Raw genomic sequence first — 19,413 nt, 5'->3', positions numbered from 1 at the left:
TTGATTATGCGGGAGGTAAAAAAACTTGTAACAACGAAAAAAATCTTCCGAAACTATTGTATCATACAAACCTTTCTTTGCAAAATCTCAATATGGAGAAGATGTCAGGATATTCGAATGTACCGTACGGCATCTTGACGATGAACCGGTCCCCTAACTTCAGCTTGGCAAAATCCCGAAAAACCGTATCGCGATGTCCGGACAATACGATCCTGTTCCCCCTCCGACGGAAACGCGCTTGTAAGGTAGTGTCCGACGCCTTGTTTAAGCATTTCCTTATCCGTACCTTCTATAATCGGCAGCTCAGCCTTTATCTTCGGGATTAGCAGCGTTCCAATAACTTCGTTCTCGCTGGGGCTAAATTCGGGCCGCTCGGAAAGGGAATCAGAGGACGCAGCAGAGGAGGCGGTCAGTTCCGCAGCAAAAGTATCCTCCATTGGCGAGGACGCGACTAATGCCTCTGCCTTTGCCAAAGCTTGTTTCATCTTGATCTGATGTTCAAAATATTGGAAAATGGCGATCGCAACGACGAACATGCCAATCGCCATCAGAAGCGTCCCTGCTTTCCTCCGCATACACAATTCCCCTCCATATTAAAGCAGAAGAAAACACCTTTCCCGAAGAAAAGTGTTTTCTTCTCTGTTATGGCTGCCGACCTATTGCTCCTTGCTCTCTTTTCTTCGCAGCAACCAGCCTGCCAACAACGAGATCGCTCCTAGGAATCCCAGGTTATAGAGATTCGTCGCGGTGTTGGGCAACCTGTTCGGATGCTGCGCTCCGTCTTTCGCTTCCGTTATTGCGCTTCCGCCTTTCGATTCAACCGACAGCGGCTCCGTTCCCGGCTTCAGCGGCCCTTCTACAGGCTCTCCCAGAGGAACAGACCAAGGACGAACTCGACGAGCTCGCTGTCGGAAAAATCGTCATCCGTTTCGACTCCAGGCCTCCATATTCAGCTCATTGTTTATGACTGCGGCAGCAAATGCGCCCATAGAGGCGGCAGCAATGGCCTGATGCATTCGCGATGCCGCATCCCCGGCGCTGTAGACCCCCGGAACATTCGTTTTCCCGAAGTCATCGACGACAACCATTCCTGTATCCGTAAGGTGGCATCCGATGGCTCGCGGCAAGTCCGATCCCGGAACCAGCTCCGGTTTAAAAAAGATCCCCCTACATGGAATGGTCGTCCTGTCTACGAGAACCACTTGACGCACGATCCCGTCGTTCGAGTCGATGGACTGGATCGGCGATTCGAATAAGGGGACACGATGCCGGAGGAGCTCCTCGCGCTGCGTGTCCGTAAGCTCATCGGGGCCGTTCGTGCAGATAGTAAAACGGTTCGACCATCCGGATATCAAAGGAGCGAAGTGCATAAGCTCAGCCCCCTTGTTAATGACGACAAGCGGCTCGTCTCTCAATTCCCAGCCATCGCAATACGGGCAGACGAAGGCGCTTTTCCCATAGACCTCCGCCAGCCCTGGAATGTCCAGCGGCCGGTCCTTCATACCGACGGCAAATAGCACCTTTTTGCTCTCAAAGGTTTTTCCTTGCGCAGTCGCAATATGAAACTGACCGTCCTCTCCCGCAATCGACACAGCCGTATCCGCCACGAAAGACACAGAGGGATAGGCGCTGATCTCTTCCTGCGCAATTCGTCGAAATTCACTAGGGCTTATTCCATCGCGGGTAAGAAACCCGTGGGCCTCGCGAGTCACCGCGTTACGGGGGCGGCCTTCATCGATCACCGCTACGTTTTTTCTCGCCCTCCCCAGTACGAGGGCGGCGTTCAATCCTGCCGGTCCTCCGCCAATAATCGCCACATCAAGAAGTTGTTTTTCCATTCTCATCTTACACCTCCATAGATCTATAATATCCATAATTAAAGCGCAAGAAGTGCATCACTTCTTGTTTACCTCATGGTTGCAACGCTTGAGCGCCTCATCCAGTACCGACTGGATCGTGTGTTCCCGCAAATATTGGTGCAGATGCTGTTCCGCGCCGTTCATCACTTTCTCAACCAGACATCCGTTCATTCTTGGACGTTCCTGTTTCTGATCCCGCTCTGCAGCTCCCTCTTCAGCTAGCAACTGATGCTGCCGCGAATTCGAATTCGAGCATTCGAACAGCTGCTGTCTTCCTTCAATCACTTGAATCACATCAAGAAAAGTGATCTGATCGGCCGGCCGTGCAAGCTCGTAGCCGCCGTTGACCCCTGGCACAGCGCGTACGATTCCATCCTGCCTCAGCTTGGACATGATTTTGGATAAATAGCTTTCGGAAACGCCAAGTATCGCAGATAATTCCTTGATTCCGATGTTGTTGCCACGCTCCGAGTGACCCAAATGAAGTAAGGCGTGCAGGGCGTAATCTGTACTTTTAGAGAACTGCATGTCTCCCCCTCCCTTCCCAAGATTGTTCTTAATATGGACCTGCAATATCCATAATATTCGATTCGAATCCAATTTGCAATAACATACTTGTTCTGCAATCTGCTATTCTTCGTCTGCAAGTGTCAGGGCGAAACCAGATATCGCATCAGCGGTAGATGTTGCGATCCTCTTAATTAACTATATATCATTTAACTATATTTCCGGGAGGTTTACTTAATGACGACGACGGCTTGGCTTTTGCCTGTGCTGGCTCTCTGCTCTTTTTTAGTCGGCTTTGATTCCATCGCCACCGTACCGCTCTTGCCGGCAATATCAGCAACGACCGATATGCCTTTGCATTCAGGCGGGCTACTGTATGTCAGTTATGCAGTGGCTTATGCGATCACGGCCCCGAGCTGTTCCTGTTCGGAAGTCGGATCGAGACGAAACTGAAACGTGATCTGCACGAAGGACCACCACCTTAATGGGAACGTACATTCCCATCATACCACAAAAAACTCCGTCAGTCGTCTCTCTCTTAGAAAATGAGACAGCATTTTTTGACGATGGACGACTCAGGCAATAGACAAGTGCATGTAGGCTTCGCCTAACCGAGNGAACGTACATTCCCATCATACCACAAAAAACTCCGTCAGTCGTCTCTCTCTTAGAAAATGAGACAGCATTTTTTGACGATGGACGACTCAGGCAATAGACAAGTGCATGTAGGCTTCGCCTAACCGAGATTCATCCCCTACCTGCAGAGGAAGGGGATGAATCTCGGAAACATTTCAGATCTTTTTGACAGTTCTTATTTTGTCTTTTAGGAAATCTCCTCCAACAGTTGAAATAAGATTATTTCGACTGATCCGTTTCATTTAATTTCCTCCATAAGGTACTTCTGCTGATTCCCAATAACTTGGCAGCATCCTTCTTGTTCCCGTTCGTTTTCTGCAGAGCGCCTTTGATGGTATTGATTTCCGTTTCTCGTAGAATATCCTGATAGGAATCGTTGTCTTTAAAACGATTCGTGATGACAAAATTATTATCGTCGAGTGTCTCGACCAGGTTGTTCACGACATCACGTTTTGTTATGGTTTCGGGATTCTCTAGGTAAGTAAACAAACGCTCCAGGTTATTTTCCAGTTCCCGTATATTTCCATCCCATGAATACTCCTCCAACAACTCGGTAATATCGGCTATACACTTTTGAATGATCTTCATAAAGTCAGGGTACTTGCGAGATGTATAGGAGAGTACCAAATCCGGCAAATCCTCTTTTCGGTCGTTTAAGGAAGGGAGAATGAGATTAAGGACACTTATGCGATAGAATAAATCCAGGCGAAACCCTCCTTGCTTTACTTGTTCAAGAAGGTTCACATTTGTTGCTGCAATGATTCTGACGTCAATCGGGATCGAAGTAGCGCTCCCGATACGCCGTACCACCTTTTCCTGGAGAATACGCAATAATTTTGATTGCATGCTTAAGGGAAGCTCCCCCAGCTCATCCAAAAATACCGTTCCTTTATGGGCAAGCTCGAACAAGCCAGGCTTTCCCCCCTTCACAGCCCCTGTGAAAGCCCCTTCGCTATAGCCGAAAAATTCAGATTCAAGCAGGTTTTCTGGTATGGCTGCACAGTTTACCGCGATAAACGGTTCCTTCGATCGCATGCTTGCATTATGAATACTCTGGGCAAAGAGCTCTTTTCCTGTACCGGATTCACCGATGATGAGTACGTTCGCATCTGTTTTGGCATACTTTTGCGCCTTGCGCTTCGTCCTTTGCATGATCTCACTTTTACCTACAATATCTTCAAATTCATAAATAGCGCTGTTTGAATCATCATACAGCTTTCTGCGGATTTTCTTCTCGTGCTTCTGGATATCCGCTGCATCCGAAATGAGAATGACAGAACCGTCGTTACTGCCTTTCACATCAACGGGAAAAGAGTTAAAATAGAGCGTTTTGTTCCGGTATTCCAGCAGTTTGTCTTTCAAGTAATTATTATTTTCATAGTGCTTGGAAATGAAATCGAGTTCTTCGACTTCCTTGATACTGACACCACGTAAATCCCTGTACTTTTGCAGCTCTAACAGCTCGATCGCCTTCGGGTTGATTTGGATTATTCTTCCTAATGCATTCAAGCTTATTACACCCTCATTAAAATGATCGAGGATGTATTCTTGCCGGATATTATTGCTCTGCTCTTCAAAACGTGCCGACAGGATGTGGAAAGCAATATCGACTGCCAGCTTTACACTCTCTTTTCCGTACCAAATAAATCCCTTCATGCCTCTGTAGATCGCTTTTAAGACAATTAAACCGGAGCCAATGACGATGCTTTGGTTTTTTTGTGCAAGCTCTTCGATTAACATGTTTGCAGATTCGGAGTCTTTATAATAATACTGGTTAATTTTTATATCAAAGACCTTTTCAAGCTCGGAAGGATCGTTCTTCAAAAAGATTTCTTTGTAATTGATGATGTTGATTTCATTTCCTACTCTGGCCGCTTGCGTAAGAGCATTTAGAAAATCGGCAGTTTGAACGCGCAAAGGAACCAATTGTCCTCTGACATTGATTTCTTTAAAAACCTCGTAGATGGTCGCGCCGCAAATTAGGACATCGTCTTTTTGAATGTACGTCGGATTTTTCAGGATGTCTGTGGACTCGAGCCGCTGCACCACGAGTCCTTGTATGTTGGCTTTTCTAATTTTGATCTCGTCCTCGACGTATTGATCCAAAGGTGAAAATCCACTAACAAACAGCTTCATATTCACCCTCCTTCCATAAATGATTGCCTCCCCCAAATTTATAACGGGAATCAAGCATCTGTGGTTCCCCTCCCGCATCTGGCTGTGTATGCCGATCTTATCCTGCCAACGTCTTCTCCTCGATCCAGGAGGGGTGTTTGAATCATGTTCCGATCTTGCCTTTCTTTAGCGCAACCACTGCTTTACATTCTCGTGCATCATGAGGTGGATATCGTTTTCCGAAACGCCTTGCTCGATCAGGGCAGGGATTACAGCGTCGAAAAGGAACGTCATCGACCAGTCCGGTAGCTTTTCCTTCTTCAAGTGTTCCGGTTTATAACGGTCCGTTGTACAACAATAGTCTTGAGACAAGAACATACGGTTTGCATACCCTTTTTTCACCAAAGCGCAAACGGTTTCATTTCTTTTTTCCGTAGACAGAACCGTAGAAATACCGTAACGGTCCATCCCGATGAAAACTCCTTTATCCAGGACTCTTTCGATGTAGTCGAGATTGTCGGTATCTCCGCAATGCCCGATCAATACTTTGCTCAGATCCACTCCTTCTTGCTCGAAAATTTCGATTTGCAGCAAGCCGGTTTCTTTGGAAGGAGCCGAATGGGTCATGATCGGTACTCCTGTGCGAAGATGGGCGCGAGCTACCCCCCGTAACACTTTTTCTACATCCGGAGTCACCCCTTGGACCTCGGTTGCACATTTTAAAAACCCTGCTTTAATCTCGCTGTTTTGTACTCCCACTTCAATGTCTCGTACAAATTGATCTGCCATGAAATCGATATCATTAGACATAAATCTGGTCGGCAAATAATGGAAGGTAAAGATTCCGGAAGCCGCAATAATCTGTACGCCAGAATCTTCCGAAACCCGTTTCATAAATCGAACATCTCGATCCAGCCCCATGACGCTTGGATCAAAAATGGTTTTCACGCCATGCTCTCGAGCGCCCACGACCTGATTCATCGCCAATCGGTATTCTTCCTGGGCATCATACAAATGAGGAAACTGAACCGCTACTTCCTCTGCCCTAGTTCGCAAATGCTCATGAATCAATGTTTTTCCCAATTGGTTAACTTCAATCGGACCCGTTACAGACTGTATTAGTTTCATAGCTCCCTCCATCACTATCAATCATCTATCGATTACGAAAAGAAAGGGGAGGATCAAAGGGATTGCTTCTTTGTCCTCCGCGCCCACATATTGATTGAATCGTCAAGTCATCTGATTCAATACAGCTTAATTTAATGGAAAATTCACTCAGCTTATACTTTAGCATGCCATAAACTACTTTTATTGTACATAGTTAGGTAAGAATAAAGCGATTTCCGGAAAGATATACAAAAGCCCAATCAATGCGAGGATCGGTACCATAAAGATAAAAGCACCCTTAAAGATTGATTTCAGATCCAATTCTTCTACTACACCCTTTAAAACGAAGCAGTTCATCCCTACCGGCGGTGAGATAAGCGCCATCTCCACCAGAAGCACGATGATCACCCCAAACCAAACGAGGTCAAATTCGAGCTTTTGGACAATCGGCAAGATGATGGGAAGCGTTACGACAATCATCGCCATCGTATCCATGATTGCACCCAAGACGAGGTACATGAACACGATCAGCATGAAGATCAGGGTAGACGATAAATCCTGACTAAAGAGGAAATCTGCTAGAAGATTAGGGATCCTAGTGATTGTTAAAACAAAGTTCAACAAGAATGCTCCCATAACGATGGCAAAGATAAAGCCGGTAGTCTTTACCGTGCTGAGAATAGCCTCCGAGAAATTCGCGAAGGTCAGTTTTTTGCGGAGCAAAGCGATAACGAAAGATCCCAGCGCTCCAAATCCGGCAGCTTCTGTAGCAGTAAACAGGCCGACGTAGAGGCCGCCCATCACGAAGATAAATAAGAGGATGATCCAGATGTTTGCCTTTAAGGACTGTACCTTTTCCTTCCAAGAAACAGTCGTATTCACTTGACCCTTGACCAAGTCAGGTTTGATCAGAATACTGATGTAAATGGTGAGCATAAAGAAGATCGTCAGTAAGATCCCAGGAACGATCCCTGCCATGAGCAATTTTCCTATCGACTGCTCTGTAATCATTCCATAGATAATAAACATCGTGCTCGGCGGAATGAGGATCCCAAGTGTACCCCCTGCTACAATCGAGCCGCCAGTCAGGCTTTTGGCATACCCCGCCTTCAGCATCTCTTTTGAGGAAACAACTCCAATCGTTCCTGTCGTTGCCAAGCTAGATCCGGAAGAAGCGGCGAACATAGCGGATGCCCCGATCGAAGCGATACCGAGACCACCCTTTAGTCGACCAAACCAGTTTCTAAAGGCTGCGAACAATTCATCACTAAACTCAGCCACATATAAAAACTGACCCATTAAAACAAACAGAGGAATGGTACTTAGGGAGTAGCTGTAGCTATGCTCCCAAAGAATACTCTCAATCGCGGTGAATAAGGCTCTGTCACTTTTTAACGCGAGGATGCCGACACAAGCTGGAATTGCCATGGAAACCACAATTGGAATTCTCAAAAACATCAGCACGAAAACGGCAATGAGTACGATGCCCCCGATAGTCACACTCAAAGTAATTCCTCCCACTATCCTATTTCACTACTCCCTACTTCCACATCCATTCACAACGCTTCCGCTTTCCTATCGGTTTCTTGAACCATCTCCGTTTCCTTTTTCCCGGTTAACAGATGAACGCTTTCTACAGTCTGTCTGATAGACTCTAGTCCCCACCCTACAAAACCAATAATTAACAGGATTTTGAAATAAAAGAACGGCACCCTGAGCAGGACTGATGCTTCAACAAAATTCATTTTGTTGATAAAGACATAGGCAACCAAAAAGGCAAATGTCCCTTTTAACAGGGCTGAAACGAGATCAAGGAAGTATTGCACTCTCATAGGGAAATGGTCGACGATGATCCCAATCTCAATATGTGCCTTTTCCTTTTCGGCAAAGGCTAGCGCCCCCACAATCAGGGAAACCATGGTCATTTGCACCAGCTCGATATCTCCAATGATCGGAGTACCAAAGCCCCTGGTGATCGCACAAATCCCCACAATGATCATCATGGCAATGAGTGAAGCATAAGCGAGCCATTTGTTGAATTGGGTAAATCTTGTAACTATCGTAGATATAATCCTCATCACAAAACCTCCCTGGTACGATAAATCTGTACGAACATGATGAACATCTTGTGAGAAAGCGTTTGCACGAGGTTCGGTTCCTTTTCTTGCTGAAAAGGAATAGGAGGGCTCCCCCTATCGCATGGTCAGGAAGCCCTAATGAAAATTATTCCGGAATCGCAACGCCTTCCGCTTTTAACTGAGATGTAAAGTAATCCATCATTTCTTGCCCTGGATATCCTCTTTTGTTCGCTTTTTGCACCCATTCTTCCATGATCTTTTTGACGGGAGCTTTAAACGCCTTCATTTCCTCTTCAGTCGGTGTAATGACTTCCCCGCCTTTTGCCTTTACTTTATCCTCAAATGTAGTAATCGCTTCAGCTGCTTTTTCGGTATACAGCTTCGTAACCAGGTGGGAGTACTCAGGTCCAAATTTTTCGATAAACATTTTCCGTATATCTTCCGGTAAGCTTTCTAAAAAGTCGGTGTTGATCATAAACATTAAATTTGTCGCCCCCAAGCTTATCTTGGTCATATAGGGGGCAACTTCGTCGAGCTTGTAGCCATTCGCACCAACGGAAGTGTAGGCTACTCCATCGACAATGCCTCTCTCGAGGGACTCGTACAGTTCGGTGTTGTTAATGGAGACTGGAACCGACCCAAGTTCTTTTAACAACGCGATTCTTTCTGCAGCCGTATCCGCTATTTTCATATTCTGCAAGTCAGCAACGGTATGAATGGGCTTTCTGCTGTACACCTGGAATGAGTCTGTAGCCGAAATGGACATAAACGTCCCCTCAACAAAAACGTCCTGCATATACTTATGCACAAAATTTGTCAATACTTTTTCTGCAACGGCTGGACTTTCAATTAGGAACGGGATATCACCAATCGTTAGTGGGAAAATGTCAGTATCGACATGTCTTCCGGGAGAAACTTGCCCGGCTTCATACACTCCTGATTTGATATCTTCGTACGCAGAGGACAGCTGTCCTAAGGCAGCGCTAGGATGAACATTCACCTTGACGATACCATTAGTTTCCTTCTCTACCATTTCGGCCCAAGGTTCCGCTACGTTTTTCGTAAACGGATGAACAGGACCTGCCGAGACATTCAGGTTCAGTTCATAGACTTTACCCGTACTGCCAGTGGCTCCTGACGTCCCTTCTGATGAAGAACAGCCCGCTAACAAGAATAGAGCGGAGAATAATCCTAGCATGTGCCTTCTGTATTTCATGAACACGCCCCCTATCTTCATGTAACCGCTTTAATTTCATCTCACTAGACGTTCGCTCTCCTCAAAATGAGGCATGACCTTTTCTGCAAAGAGCTCCATTGACTTGAATACTTGCTTTTGAGGCTGCCCGCCGATGTTCATCCACAAAATGATATTGTTAAGGCCTGTTTGCCGTTTGTAGCGCTCGATATCTTCGATGACTTTTTCTGGGGAACCGACCAATGTATTCTCAGATTGGAGGAAACGGTCGTAATCGACATTGCGTTCACGAGTAATCACTCCAAAGGTCGGACGATTGTCGCGCTCGCTCATATACCATTCCAGACCTTGTCTGTATTCTTGTTGAGCTTGCTCAGTTGTCTCCGCTACATAGCAGAACAGCAGCTTGCCGGATCTTGCAACAGCATTGGAAACAAATTCTTGGGATAATCCGGATTCGAGAGCTGTCTTTTTATACAACTCAATTTTGTGATTGGTGTCTTCATTGGTGATGCCACCGAGTACGAAGGAGTGGCCCTGTTTGGCTGCGTTGATGATCGATGCATCGTTTCCTGACACCATTACAAAAATTGGTGGTCCGCCAGGTTGAGTTGGTCTCGGATAAACGGGGATATCCTTAATGTCGTAGAATTTTCCAGAGTACGTCACCTTTTGATTTTTCAATGCCGTCGTCAAAATATCCAGCGATTCCAGATATCTTTCATGGCGCTCTTCGAAATCGAGATTGTACGCTTCAAACTCCAATGCATCGTAACCTTTGCCAACGCCCAAGTACAATCTCCCATTGCTGATGATATCGACCAGTGCCATATCTTCGGCCAATTGCAAAGGATGGTGCAGAGGCAAACGCGATACCGCAGAACCAAGCATAATATTCGATGTTTGAGCTGCAGCAGCTGCCAAGTATACGGATGTGGAACTCACGACACCGTAGAGACGGGCGTTGTGCTCTGCGATCCAAGCGGAATGAAAGCCAAGTTTATCTGCCAGTTTGATTTGCTCCAAACCGTCCCGCAATTCCTCCGCATCTGTTTTCCAAGGGGCCACCGAATTCAAAAAGAACAAACCAAACGTCATATCTTTTCCCAAAATTGCCATCTCAGCATACACTCCATATCGTAGTAGGATTTATCCAACGTCTAGTTAAAGCAAGTATCGTGCCAAAATTTAAAATATTTCTGAAGCCTGACAAGTGTTGCTTAATTCCCCTATAAATCGCCATTTATTGCTTTCGTTTTTCGTTTGATTACCTACTCCCTGATTGACGTAGTTTCAAACACGAGACGTATGTGTTTCAAGATTGAATAGAATCTTTAGATTAACTAGGCCCTGTAAGTCAATTTCGTTCTTAAATCGTTAGAGTCTGCAGCATATCTTTTCTTTAAATCATTGTTGACCATAAAGAAAAGCTCTGTAAATGCAAACATACCTACTAGCAAAGCAATGATACCGATCCCTTCCATCAATTCAATGAACCCAAAAGTAAATCGGGAAGCACATCCTCCTGTTCGTAGATTGTTAGTCTGATTCAATCAGGTCCTCTCGTCCGCAATCGCTCCTGATACATAGATTGATGAATAACCCGTTACACTTATCCGGAAATTTTTCAGCGCTTGGGAGAAAGGTAGGTCAAAAGAAAAAGCCATCAGTCATATTCTTCTTCAAATCGCCCTGTCAGAATAGATTTGATGGCAAAAAGACAAGTATCGTCCAAAATTCTTCTAAAAAATTGGGAACGATACTTGTGCGCCTTGATATCAGTCATTTTTTAATCATGCAAGTCTTTCGTTTCAAATTTGAACAGATAAGGTTTTCAAATTGATATAGTCTTCAATTCCATGGTGGCCGCCTTCTCTGCCAATTCCGCTCTCTTTTATGCCGCCGAATGGAGATTGCACGGAGAATGGCGACGGGTCGTTGATGCCGACCATCCCGTATTCCAACCGTTCACTTACCCTGTACATGCGTGATATATCTTTGGTGTAGAAGTAAGCTGCCAGCCCGTATTCCGCATGGTTCGCTTTTTTGATCACTTCGTCCTCGGACGTGAATTTCATCAGCGGAGCTACTGGTCCAAACGTTTCTTCATAGGTAATGAGCATATCCTCCGTCACATTGGCCAAGACGGTTGGAGAATAGAAGGAGCCTTTACAAAACGCACCCTCTTGTACCCGCTCTCCCCCGCACAGCACTTCTGCGCCCTTTGTTTTTGCGTCTTGCACATGTTGATCCACCTTAACGACAGCAGACATATTGACCAGCGGACCAATCTGTACGTCATCCGAAATTCCGTCCCCTAATTTGAGCGCCTTTGCTCTCTGGGCAAATTTTTCAGCGAATTCCTCATAAACGGATTCATGAATGTAGAGGCGATTCGTGCAAATGCACTGTTGTCCTGCGGAAGTAAATTTACTCCGCAAGGCTCCTTCCACTGCCAGATCGATGTCTGCATCCTCGAATACGATGAAGGGTGCGTGACCACCGAGCTCCATGGAAACCCGCTTCAAGGTGTCGGCTGATTGCTTCACCAGTTCTTTTCCTACCTGGGTAGAACCAGTAAAGGAAACCTTCTTGACCACTTTGCTTTCCATGATTGGATTTACGATTTCCGCTGCCCCGCCGATTACGAGATTGACGACGCCTCTCGGAATTCCGGCTTCATCAATAATTTTGATCAGCTCGACGGACGACAACGGTGCTTCTCGAGACGGTCTCAAGATCACTGTGCATCCAACAGCTAGGGCCGGTCCCAGCTTTCTTGCCGCCATTGACAGCGGAAAGTTCCATGGCGTGATGGCTGCTACGACGCCGATTGGCTGCTTGATGACCGAAACCCTCTTATTGCTCGCCGCTGGAATCACCTCGCCGTAAACTCGCCGCGCCTCTTCCGCAAACCACCGGAAGAATGCGATCGTACTGTCGACTTCTGTTCTGGCATTCGTAATGGGTTTTCCCATTTCTTTCGTAATCACCGAAGCGAGATGCTCTTTTTTCCGCATCAATATTTCGACGATTTTTTGCAGGTAATTTGCTCGCGTTTCTGCCGATAAACCGGACCATGAGGGAAATGCCTGTTCAGCAGCTTCGATAGCTTGAAGGGTTTCTTTTTCTCCAACGAGTGGAACTACCCCGACGAGCTCACCGTTGGCGGGATTATGTACGTTCAGTTCCTTGCTGGACTGGATCCATTCTCCATTAATATACATGTCCAAAGCTCCTTTCAATAGTTGTCAGCAGTACGAATCAATCGCTTTCATTTTTGGGATTTCCTTCACGCATCTCGGAAAGAATGCTTTGCAAAATCGGGATACCCACATAGAAGGTGTTGACTCCTTGGGCACTCGTCAGTTTGTATACTTCCATGATTTCTTCAAAGGTTGCCCCGTATTTCAGCGCATTGCGAATATGCACTCTGATCCCGGCTTCAAATAAATGGGTGGTGGAGCTGTCGATGGCGATATAGATAAACTCTTTCAATTTCGGTGAGAGGATATCGCTGTGCCAAGGATCGGTGAGATAATCGTAATAGCTGTCAAAAAAGTGCTCGTCATTGTCTAACAGCGTCTCTCGAAAGGCATTCCAATATCCCATCGTTTCGATGAACTTTGCCTTCCTCTTGCTCTGGCTGTCAGTCCACTCTTTCGGATGCTCCTGATCTTTTCCCAGTTCCTCTACCAGAATCGGGACACCTACTGCACAGGTATGAACTCCTAGGACACTGACCACCTTTAGTACCTCGAAGATCTCCTGCTCCGTGGCCCCTTGCGCAATGGCATTTCTCATGTGAATTTCGAGCGTTTCTTTATGCAGACTGGTAGGTGAGGCGCTCAAGGCAACCTGCAGTAGTTCGCGTGTTTTTGCGTCCAGTCCATTGTTTTTGTAAGGAATCGTTACGAATGTTTTGTAAATTTCGAAAAAATTCTCGTCATGTTCGACCAAATATTGCAAGGTCGCGTTCCAGTGGCCCATTTCCTTTTGATAATCATCCGCCAGCGTTTGCTTAGCTTGGTTGTTTTGCGCCATTTTACCAACCCTTTTCACAGAAAAGTGGGTGTTGACCTCCTACAGGCCTGGTGACCCCGAAACATAAATAATTTGGCCGGTGACATAATCCGATTTCCGCGATGCCAAAAACTCGATGACATTCGCTACATCCTCTGGCTGACCTACCCGTTGAATGGGGTTTTTGGCTATGATCGCGTTCTTGTACGAATCAAAATCGGCAATTCCTCGATTACTTGCAAACGCTTTCGATACTTGGCTCATGTCCGTTTCAATAAAACCAGGTGCAACTGCATTCACATAAATGCCGTCATGTCCGAGCTCCAGCGCCAGGGCACGTGTCATACCTTGAATCCCGGCTTTGGCGGAAGCGTAGTTGACTCTGGCCGTTGCTCCCAATGCTGCGAGAGAGGAGAGCATCACAATCTTGCCGTAGTGCTGCTTCTTCATGTAGGGAGTGACGGCTTTACAGCAATGAAAGCTTCCTTTCAAATTGACATCGATGACTTTATCCCATGCTTCTTCTGTCACTTGCTCGATGAAGTTATCCTCGAGAACGCCTGCATTGTTGACCAAGACATCGATCCGGTTCCAGGTGCTTCCTACCGTTTCGACAGCCTTTTCTACTTCCGCGAAATTTCGAATATCAACGGGAAGGAGCATGACGCGATCTGAAACGTCTGCAAACTTTTCTTTTGCACGATCCACCAGCAAATCGAATATAGCTACTTTCGCTCCCTGCTCCAGTAGCAGCCGAACGGTGGCCTCGCCAATTCCTCTGGCTCCACCCGTGACAATCGCAACTTGCCCTTCAAACAAATTCACTACCAGCCCTCCAATCGTTTACACCTCTTGTTCATTGAACCACTGAATCGCAGCTTTTAAACCCAGCTCGTCAATCTTGCTTCGCATCAGCTTGATTCCGTCAGCTGTATGAATGATGGCATCCTGCTCCGGTCCGTACATGACACCTGTTCGGAAGCCCTGCAGCTCCATGATGCGATTGTGTGCTTTCTTCTTCAGCTTCAAAATATCGAGGGGCGTTTTCGCAATCCTGCGAGCGATCTCAAGCGTTTTTTCCTCGATCTCGTCAGCGGAAAAGCAGCAAGCGGCAAAACCGTATTCGGTTGCCTCTTTGCCGCTGATTCGGCTGCCTGCTGTCAGATCCAGTAGCTTGGCTCTCTGGTAGCCTACATGCCATCCCCAATAAAGACCGACAAACCCGCCACCGAGAGGCAGCGACGGAAAGCCAAACACGGCATCCTCCGACGTGACCACGATGTCGCAGGATGCCAAAAGCTGGGTTCCTCCTGCGAGCGCATAGCCTTGAACCTGTGCAATGATAGGCTTTGGATATTCCCAGACCCGGAGCCATCTTCGCGTAAACTCTTCCAGATTATCCCGATCTTGTGTCACGGTTGGATACGAGTATTTACCGACATCGTAGCCCACGCTAAAGGCGCGTCCATTGCCTTTCAAAATCACCACGCTGATCTCATCATCTTTTTCGATGTCTGACAGTTCGCTGTCGAGTTCCTGCAGCAGCTGACTGTTCAACGCATTCAGCTTCTCGGGACGGTTTAGGATTACATAGGCAATTCGCCCTTTTCTTTCGACCAATACGGTTTTCTTTTCCATGTTTTCTCTCCTCCAATAACGATTTTCTGGTTAGAATCCGCCACCCGTTACATCCAGTATGACACCCGTTATGTAAGAAGCTTCATCAGAGCAGAGGAACGTCACGGCAGCAGCCTGTTCTTCAGGAGTTGAGGTACGTCCCATCGGCACATTTTTCAGCACCGTTTTGACATCTCGATCCTTCCAGACATTCTGGAGCCGCTCGCCGCTGATGCAATAGCCTGGTGCGACTGCGTTCACCCTGAATCCACTGGGGGCAAATTCCTTTGACATATGCTTGGTTAGCCCCACCACTGCTGCTTTGGACGAACTGTAGTGCGGTCTCATCGATTCGGTGGGGACGATGCCAGCCTGTGAAGCCATATTGACGATATTGCCGTAGGTACCTCTCTCCATGTGCTTCCGAATAAACGCCTGGGAAAAGAGGAACACGCTTTTTGCGTTCAAATCGAAGACCTGGTCCCACATTTTCTCTGTGATTTCCAACAGGTGATCCCGCCTCCACCTGCATTGTTGACCAAAATCTCGATATTCCCAAACTCTTCCCAGGCCGCATCCATCACTTCCGTCACTTGCGAACCGATTGTAACGTCGCACGTTTTCGGAATGCAGGAGCCGCTCACCTTTTGATTGATTTCCTTAGCCGTGTTCTTCAACAGCTCTTCTTGAATATCGATCGCAATGACTTTTGCCCCCTCATCGACGAACCTCTTGACGATGGAACGCCCGATTCCGGAAGCTCCACCAGTAACGATGGCAACCTTGTTCTGCAGTCTGCACATTTCGATTTCCCCACCTTTTTCCAAATGCGTTAGCTGAAATTCAAATCGCCTTTTAAGAGACTTCTGGCAATGGTACGACGATGAATTTCAGAGGTGCCGTCCGGGACGCGAAGGATTCTTGCCAATCGATAGCCTGCCTCCAGCCCCAGCTCGTTGGAGAGTCCCATTCCTCCGTGGATTTGCATCGCTTTATCGAAGACACGCCCCATCATTTCCGTGCAATACGCCTTGACCATGGAGATTTCTTTTACTGGCTGGGTATTCGTATTTTCAATCTTCCAGGCGCAGTGCAGGGCCATATTGCGTGCGGCATAGATATCCATCGCACTTTCAGCCAGCATGTTTTGAATGGTTTCGTATTCACCGATCTTTTTGCCAAAAGTCTGACGAATGTTCGCATAGTCCACTGCCTGCTTCAAAGCCCACTGCGCCATACCGATGCATTTTCCACTCATGCCGAGGCGGCCGTTGTTGATACCGTTCATCGCTTTGGTAAACCCGTGATCCAGCTCACCGATGATGTTTTCTTCAGGCACGCGAAGGTTGTCGAGACTGATGATACCAGCGTCTCCACCAATTTCACCCATGACCGGAATGACGGAGTCTACGTGGAAGCCCTTGCTCTTGGTATCCACGAAAAAGCAGGTGATACCGCCTTTTCTCTTCTGTTGCAGCTCTGGATTGGTAACGGCAAACAGCATGCAGTAATCCGCATACGGAGAGTTGGTAATCCATTGCTTCGTGCCGTTAATGACCCATTCATTTCCGTCCTTCACAGCCTTTGTTTTGATTCCCCAGACGTCAGAGCCTGCATCCGGCTCTGTCAAACCGAAGCAAAGTGTTTTTTCCCCTGTACGGATCCCCTCGATATATTCGTCCTTCAACTCCTGGCGCAGACCTTTCAGGACGGGAGTCAAACCGTTTGTAAACGGGGAAGGAATCACGATGGCTTCGATCAGCTTGCGATTGGAGTAGTACTTTCCGATTGCCTCTTGTACCAGCAAGGCAGTAACCGGGCCAAGATCTTCTCCACCGAGCTCTTCCGCGCCAAACATGGTGTAAAACCCAGCTTTTGCGGACTCCATCCGCACTTTTTTCCGCAGCTCCTCTACCTGAGGGTGACGCCGCCCGTTTTCCAGATAGTAGTTCCGCTCGTTGTAAAGCAGATCTGCGTTGTCTTCTTCTAATGGGATAACGACTTTATCGATAAATTGTCTAAGACCGCTGATAATTTGGACGGTGTCTTCGGATGGATGAAAATTCATATGGGTGCCTCCTGTTATGGAATTGGTTTAGATAAGCTTGATCAGTGCGTCGACGACCTTTACGCCGCGCCCTTCCATAAGGACCATCGCTGGATTGAGATCGACCTCTTCCAGCTCATCGCGATGGGTATCGATAAAATAGCTGAAATTGGATACGAGCTCGCATAAAGCGTTTCCATCAAAAGCCGCGTTCCCTCGAAACGCCTGAAGGATGGCACGGGACTTCAGTTCCTCGATCATTTCTCTCGCCGTTTCCACGGATACGGGTGCTTTCCGCATGGCCACATCCTGGAAGACCTCGATGTAGATTCCGCCTAGACCGACGAGAACCATTTGGCCAAAAACAGGATCCTTTTTGGAGCCGACAAACATCTCTACCGCTTTCTCGGTTTGCATTTCTTGGACCAAAACGCCTTCGAATGTGGCATCGTCTGTTTCCTCAATGATTGTCTTCAACTTGGCGAAGCCTTCTCTCACTTCGTCCGGGTTCTGTACGTAAAGCAAAACCAGCCCTTTTTCCGTTTTGTGCAAAATTTGCGGGGACATGCCTTTCAGCACAACCGGATAACCGATCTGATCCGCGAAGTCTGCGGCTTCGTCTGCGCTCTGTGCCAATTTTTCCTTTGTCACCGGAATCCCGTAATTCCCTAGGACTTGTTTGCTTGTATACTCAGTCAATTCATTCGCGCTGATGGAGTATAGGGCTTTGATGCTTTCGTTCTTTGCTTCGCTTTGAAATGGCTGCGGCGCTTGATCCTTTGCTCTTCCAAGATCATAAAGGGCAGCAAGCATCTTTACGGCCCTCGTTGGATCTTCATTGACGACCAATCCTGCATCGCTGAGCATTTTCTCAGAGGTCGGATTAAGAAGGGTTACCACAATTTGCGGGATGTGCGGAAACTTTTCTTTCATGTTGAGCAGGGAAGGCAGCTTGGTCGGCAACGACTCCGCTTTCAATCCTGAGAAACCTAAAAAGACAATCGCTGCATCGTACCCGCCGCTTCCTAGTACCCCGTCCATAAAATCCTCTAACAAAGTGGGCATATAGGAAACCTGCGCAGTTGTATCCAAAGGATTTTTCACTCCGGCAATGGGGAGGATTTCCTTCAAGCGCTCCTGGACATCTTCTGGTGTTTCCGGCAGCGCCAAGCCGTTTTCCATGACTTGATCGGCAAGCATGATTCCTACGCCGCCAGATACCGTGAAGACCGCGACTCGATTGCCAGTCATAACGGGCAAATCAGAAAATGCCTTCGCTACATCGATAAACTCGTTGATCGTATGGGCACGATAGACGCCATATTGCTTGAATATCGTGTCGTAGACTGCATCCGAACCGACCATGGAACCGGTATGGGACATGGCGGCTTTCATGCCTACGTCGGTTTTTCCCACCTTTACGATCACGATCGGTTTCTTCTTCTCTTTGGCGAGCTGAAGGGCTTCGATCAATTTCTGCCCATCTGTCGTTCCCTCGAGATAGCAGGCGATCACGTTCGTATTCTCGTCTTCCGCCAAATACTTGATGCAATCGGCTACATCGACATCGCTTTCATTTCCGGTCGCCACAAAATGGCTGAAACCGATCTGATGCTGACGCGCCAAAGTGAATACGTGGGAACCAAACGCCCCGCTCTGACTGACAAAGCCAATCTTGCCGCCTTGGATCGGAGCTTCCTCCTCCAGGATGGTGGAGAATGTCGCATACATTCCCTTGCTCACATGGAAAAGACCCAAGCAGTTTGGTCCTAGAACCCTGATATTGTGTTCCTTTGCAAGCTTCGCCAGCTTCTCTTGCTCTCGTTTGCCTGCCTCTCCGACCTCTGAGAATCCTGCGCTAAAGATCACGACTGCCTTGACCTTTTTTTCAATGCACGCATGGAAGGTGGAAAGCACCAATTTTTGCGGCAGGGCAATTACGACCAAATCCACGTCTTCCTGGATGCCCGTAATGCTTTCGTAGCAGGTGAGACCACGGATTTCCTGGTAGTTCGGATTGACAGGATAAATCTTTCCCTGGTAGCCGTACTTAAGTAAATAATCAAGGGGTCTGCCTCCGATTTTTTTCGAATCGGGAGAACAGCCGATGATCGCTATACTGTCTGGATCGAATAAAGACCGCAAATGGTTACTCACACTGATCTCCTTTCTCCTCTTTTCATTTCTTTCATATAGCAAGTAGCATGCCAACGTTAATCCCTGATAAAA

The 19,413-nt window shown here is 47.2% G+C and carries 20 protein-coding genes; 1 reads left to right on the top strand and 19 read right to left on the bottom strand.

The annotated features are described in order from the left end of the window. Window positions 1-104: 104 nt before the first annotated feature. From ACI7RC_RS17130 to ACI7RC_RS17115, 4 genes are all read right to left on the bottom strand, one after another. Window positions 105-575 carry a hypothetical protein gene (locus ACI7RC_RS17130; RefSeq protein ID WP_408109426.1) on the bottom strand — a complete coding sequence of 157 codons (471 nt, stop codon included), beginning with the start codon at window positions 573-575 and terminating at the stop codon, window positions 105-107. Window positions 576-656: 81 nt separating this feature from the next. Next, window positions 657-758 carry an LPXTG cell wall anchor domain-containing protein gene (locus ACI7RC_RS17125; RefSeq protein ID WP_408109425.1) on the bottom strand — a complete coding sequence of 34 codons (102 nt, stop codon included), beginning with the start codon at window positions 756-758 and terminating at the stop codon, window positions 657-659. A gap of 162 nt (window positions 759-920) precedes the next feature. After that, on the bottom strand, window positions 921-1,838 hold the full coding sequence (locus ACI7RC_RS17120; protein ID WP_408109424.1) for an NAD(P)/FAD-dependent oxidoreductase: 918 nt from the start codon (window positions 1,836-1,838) through the stop codon (window positions 921-923). Window positions 1,839-1,895: 57 nt separating this feature from the next. Next, window positions 1,896-2,387, bottom strand: coding sequence for an RrF2 family transcriptional regulator (locus ACI7RC_RS17115; RefSeq protein WP_408109423.1), 492 nt, complete (start codon window positions 2,385-2,387; stop codon window positions 1,896-1,898). Window positions 2,388-2,603: 216 nt separating this feature from the next. Between ACI7RC_RS17115 and ACI7RC_RS17110 the strand changes: the two genes are divergently transcribed. Further along, the gene (locus ACI7RC_RS17110) at window positions 2,604-2,819 is read left to right on the top strand and encodes a hypothetical protein (RefSeq protein ID WP_408109422.1); all 216 of its coding nucleotides are present in this window, start codon (window positions 2,604-2,606) and stop codon (window positions 2,817-2,819) included. 402 nt (window positions 2,820-3,221) lie between these two features. Here the strand turns inward: ACI7RC_RS17110 and ACI7RC_RS17105 are convergent, their stop codons facing one another. From ACI7RC_RS17105 to ACI7RC_RS17035, 15 genes are all read right to left on the bottom strand, one after another. Beyond that, window positions 3,222-5,138: a sigma 54-interacting transcriptional regulator gene (locus ACI7RC_RS17105; protein ID WP_408109421.1), complete on the bottom strand. Its 1,917-nt coding sequence runs from the start codon at window positions 5,136-5,138 to the stop codon at window positions 3,222-3,224. Window positions 5,139-5,303: 165 nt separating this feature from the next. Further along, on the bottom strand, window positions 5,304-6,245 hold the full coding sequence (locus tag ACI7RC_RS17100; RefSeq protein ID WP_408109471.1) for a phosphotriesterase family protein: 942 nt from the start codon (window positions 6,243-6,245) through the stop codon (window positions 5,304-5,306). Window positions 6,246-6,425: 180 nt separating this feature from the next. Further along, window positions 6,426-7,724: a TRAP transporter large permease gene (locus ACI7RC_RS17095; protein ID WP_408109470.1), complete on the bottom strand. Its 1,299-nt coding sequence runs from the start codon at window positions 7,722-7,724 to the stop codon at window positions 6,426-6,428. Window positions 7,725-7,780: 56 nt separating this feature from the next. Continuing rightward, a complete protein-coding gene (locus ACI7RC_RS17090) occupies window positions 7,781-8,302 on the bottom strand; it encodes a TRAP transporter small permease (protein WP_408109469.1) in 522 nt (173 codons plus the stop codon). A gap of 145 nt (window positions 8,303-8,447) precedes the next feature. After that, window positions 8,448-9,518, bottom strand: coding sequence for a TRAP transporter substrate-binding protein (locus tag ACI7RC_RS17085; RefSeq protein WP_408109420.1), 1,071 nt, complete (start codon window positions 9,516-9,518; stop codon window positions 8,448-8,450). A 36-nt stretch (window positions 9,519-9,554) separates the two neighbouring features. Beyond that, on the bottom strand, window positions 9,555-10,616 hold the full coding sequence (locus ACI7RC_RS17080; RefSeq protein WP_408109419.1) for an LLM class flavin-dependent oxidoreductase: 1,062 nt from the start codon (window positions 10,614-10,616) through the stop codon (window positions 9,555-9,557). A gap of 224 nt (window positions 10,617-10,840) precedes the next feature. Next, complete coding sequence (locus tag ACI7RC_RS17075; protein WP_408109418.1) at window positions 10,841-11,050, bottom strand: tripartite tricarboxylate transporter permease; 210 nt, start codon at window positions 11,048-11,050, stop codon at window positions 10,841-10,843. Between the two features lie 258 nt (window positions 11,051-11,308). Beyond that, window positions 11,309-12,724 carry an NAD-dependent succinate-semialdehyde dehydrogenase gene (locus ACI7RC_RS17070; protein WP_408109417.1) on the bottom strand — a complete coding sequence of 472 codons (1,416 nt, stop codon included), beginning with the start codon at window positions 12,722-12,724 and terminating at the stop codon, window positions 11,309-11,311. Between the two features lie 37 nt (window positions 12,725-12,761). Continuing rightward, the gene (locus ACI7RC_RS17065) at window positions 12,762-13,541 is read right to left on the bottom strand and encodes a carboxymuconolactone decarboxylase family protein (protein ID WP_408109416.1); all 780 of its coding nucleotides are present in this window, start codon (window positions 13,539-13,541) and stop codon (window positions 12,762-12,764) included. A 39-nt stretch (window positions 13,542-13,580) separates the two neighbouring features. After that, window positions 13,581-14,345, bottom strand: a complete 765-nt coding sequence (locus ACI7RC_RS17060; RefSeq protein WP_408109415.1) for an SDR family NAD(P)-dependent oxidoreductase — start codon at window positions 14,343-14,345, stop codon at window positions 13,581-13,583. Between the two features lie 18 nt (window positions 14,346-14,363). After that, entirely contained in the window at window positions 14,364-15,158 is a 795-nt protein-coding gene (locus tag ACI7RC_RS17055; protein WP_408109414.1) for an enoyl-CoA hydratase-related protein, read from the bottom strand. 30 nt (window positions 15,159-15,188) lie between these two features. After that, window positions 15,189-15,644 carry an SDR family NAD(P)-dependent oxidoreductase gene (locus ACI7RC_RS17050; protein ID WP_408109413.1) on the bottom strand — a complete coding sequence of 152 codons (456 nt, stop codon included), beginning with the start codon at window positions 15,642-15,644 and terminating at the stop codon, window positions 15,189-15,191. Then, window positions 15,602-15,940: an SDR family NAD(P)-dependent oxidoreductase gene (locus tag ACI7RC_RS17045; protein WP_408109412.1), complete on the bottom strand. Its 339-nt coding sequence runs from the start codon at window positions 15,938-15,940 to the stop codon at window positions 15,602-15,604. The genes ACI7RC_RS17050 and ACI7RC_RS17045 overlap by 43 nt, the downstream gene beginning before the upstream one ends. 29 nt (window positions 15,941-15,969) lie before the next feature. Next, window positions 15,970-17,205 (bottom strand): acyl-CoA dehydrogenase family protein, encoded by a 1,236-nt coding sequence (locus tag ACI7RC_RS17040; protein WP_408109411.1) that lies wholly within the window; start codon window positions 17,203-17,205, stop codon window positions 15,970-15,972. A 27-nt stretch (window positions 17,206-17,232) separates the two neighbouring features. Continuing rightward, window positions 17,233-19,341 (bottom strand): acetate--CoA ligase family protein, encoded by a 2,109-nt coding sequence (locus ACI7RC_RS17035; RefSeq protein ID WP_408109410.1) that lies wholly within the window; start codon window positions 19,339-19,341, stop codon window positions 17,233-17,235. Window positions 19,342-19,413: the final 72 nt, after the last annotated feature.

The organism is Brevibacillus sp. B_LB10_24, assembly GCF_046036945.1.
In the GTDB taxonomy this organism is placed as follows: domain Bacteria; phylum Bacillota; class Bacilli; order Brevibacillales; family Brevibacillaceae; genus Brevibacillus_C.
This window is presented reverse-complemented; position numbering and strand designations above follow the sequence as displayed.

Excerpts from the sequence above, each read along its gene's own strand:
- ACI7RC_RS17115 (WP_408109423.1), bottom strand. The coding sequence starts at position 2,387 with ATGCAGTTCTCTAAAAGTACAGATTACGCCCTGCACGCCTTACTTCAT.
- ACI7RC_RS17045 (WP_408109412.1), bottom strand. The coding sequence starts at position 15,940 with ATGTGCAGACTGCAGAACAAGGTTGCCATCGTTACTGGTGGAGCTTCC.
- ACI7RC_RS17130 (WP_408109426.1), bottom strand. The coding sequence starts at position 575 with ATGCGGAGGAAAGCAGGGACGCTTCTGATGGCGATTGGCATGTTCGTC.
- ACI7RC_RS17110 (WP_408109422.1), top strand. The coding sequence starts at position 2,604 with ATGACGACGACGGCTTGGCTTTTGCCTGTGCTGGCTCTCTGCTCTTTT.
- ACI7RC_RS17085 (WP_408109420.1), bottom strand. The coding sequence starts at position 9,518 with ATGAAATACAGAAGGCACATGCTAGGATTATTCTCCGCTCTATTCTTG.
- ACI7RC_RS17120 (WP_408109424.1), bottom strand. The coding sequence starts at position 1,838 with ATGGAAAAACAACTTCTTGATGTGGCGATTATTGGCGGAGGACCGGCA.
- ACI7RC_RS17080 (WP_408109419.1), bottom strand. The coding sequence starts at position 10,616 with ATGGCAATTTTGGGAAAAGATATGACGTTTGGTTTGTTCTTTTTGAAT.
- ACI7RC_RS17040 (WP_408109411.1), bottom strand. The coding sequence starts at position 17,205 with ATGAATTTTCATCCATCCGAAGACACCGTCCAAATTATCAGCGGTCTT.
- ACI7RC_RS17090 (WP_408109469.1), bottom strand. The coding sequence starts at position 8,302 with ATGAGGATTATATCTACGATAGTTACAAGATTTACCCAATTCAACAAA.
- ACI7RC_RS17100 (WP_408109471.1), bottom strand. The coding sequence starts at position 6,245 with ATGAAACTAATACAGTCTGTAACGGGTCCGATTGAAGTTAACCAATTG.
- ACI7RC_RS17055 (WP_408109414.1), bottom strand. The coding sequence starts at position 15,158 with ATGGAAAAGAAAACCGTATTGGTCGAAAGAAAAGGGCGAATTGCCTAT.
- ACI7RC_RS17070 (WP_408109417.1), bottom strand. The coding sequence starts at position 12,724 with ATGTATATTAATGGAGAATGGATCCAGTCCAGCAAGGAACTGAACGTA.
- ACI7RC_RS17105 (WP_408109421.1), bottom strand. The coding sequence starts at position 5,138 with ATGAAGCTGTTTGTTAGTGGATTTTCACCTTTGGATCAATACGTCGAG.
- ACI7RC_RS17065 (WP_408109416.1), bottom strand. The coding sequence starts at position 13,541 with ATGGCGCAAAACAACCAAGCTAAGCAAACGCTGGCGGATGATTATCAA.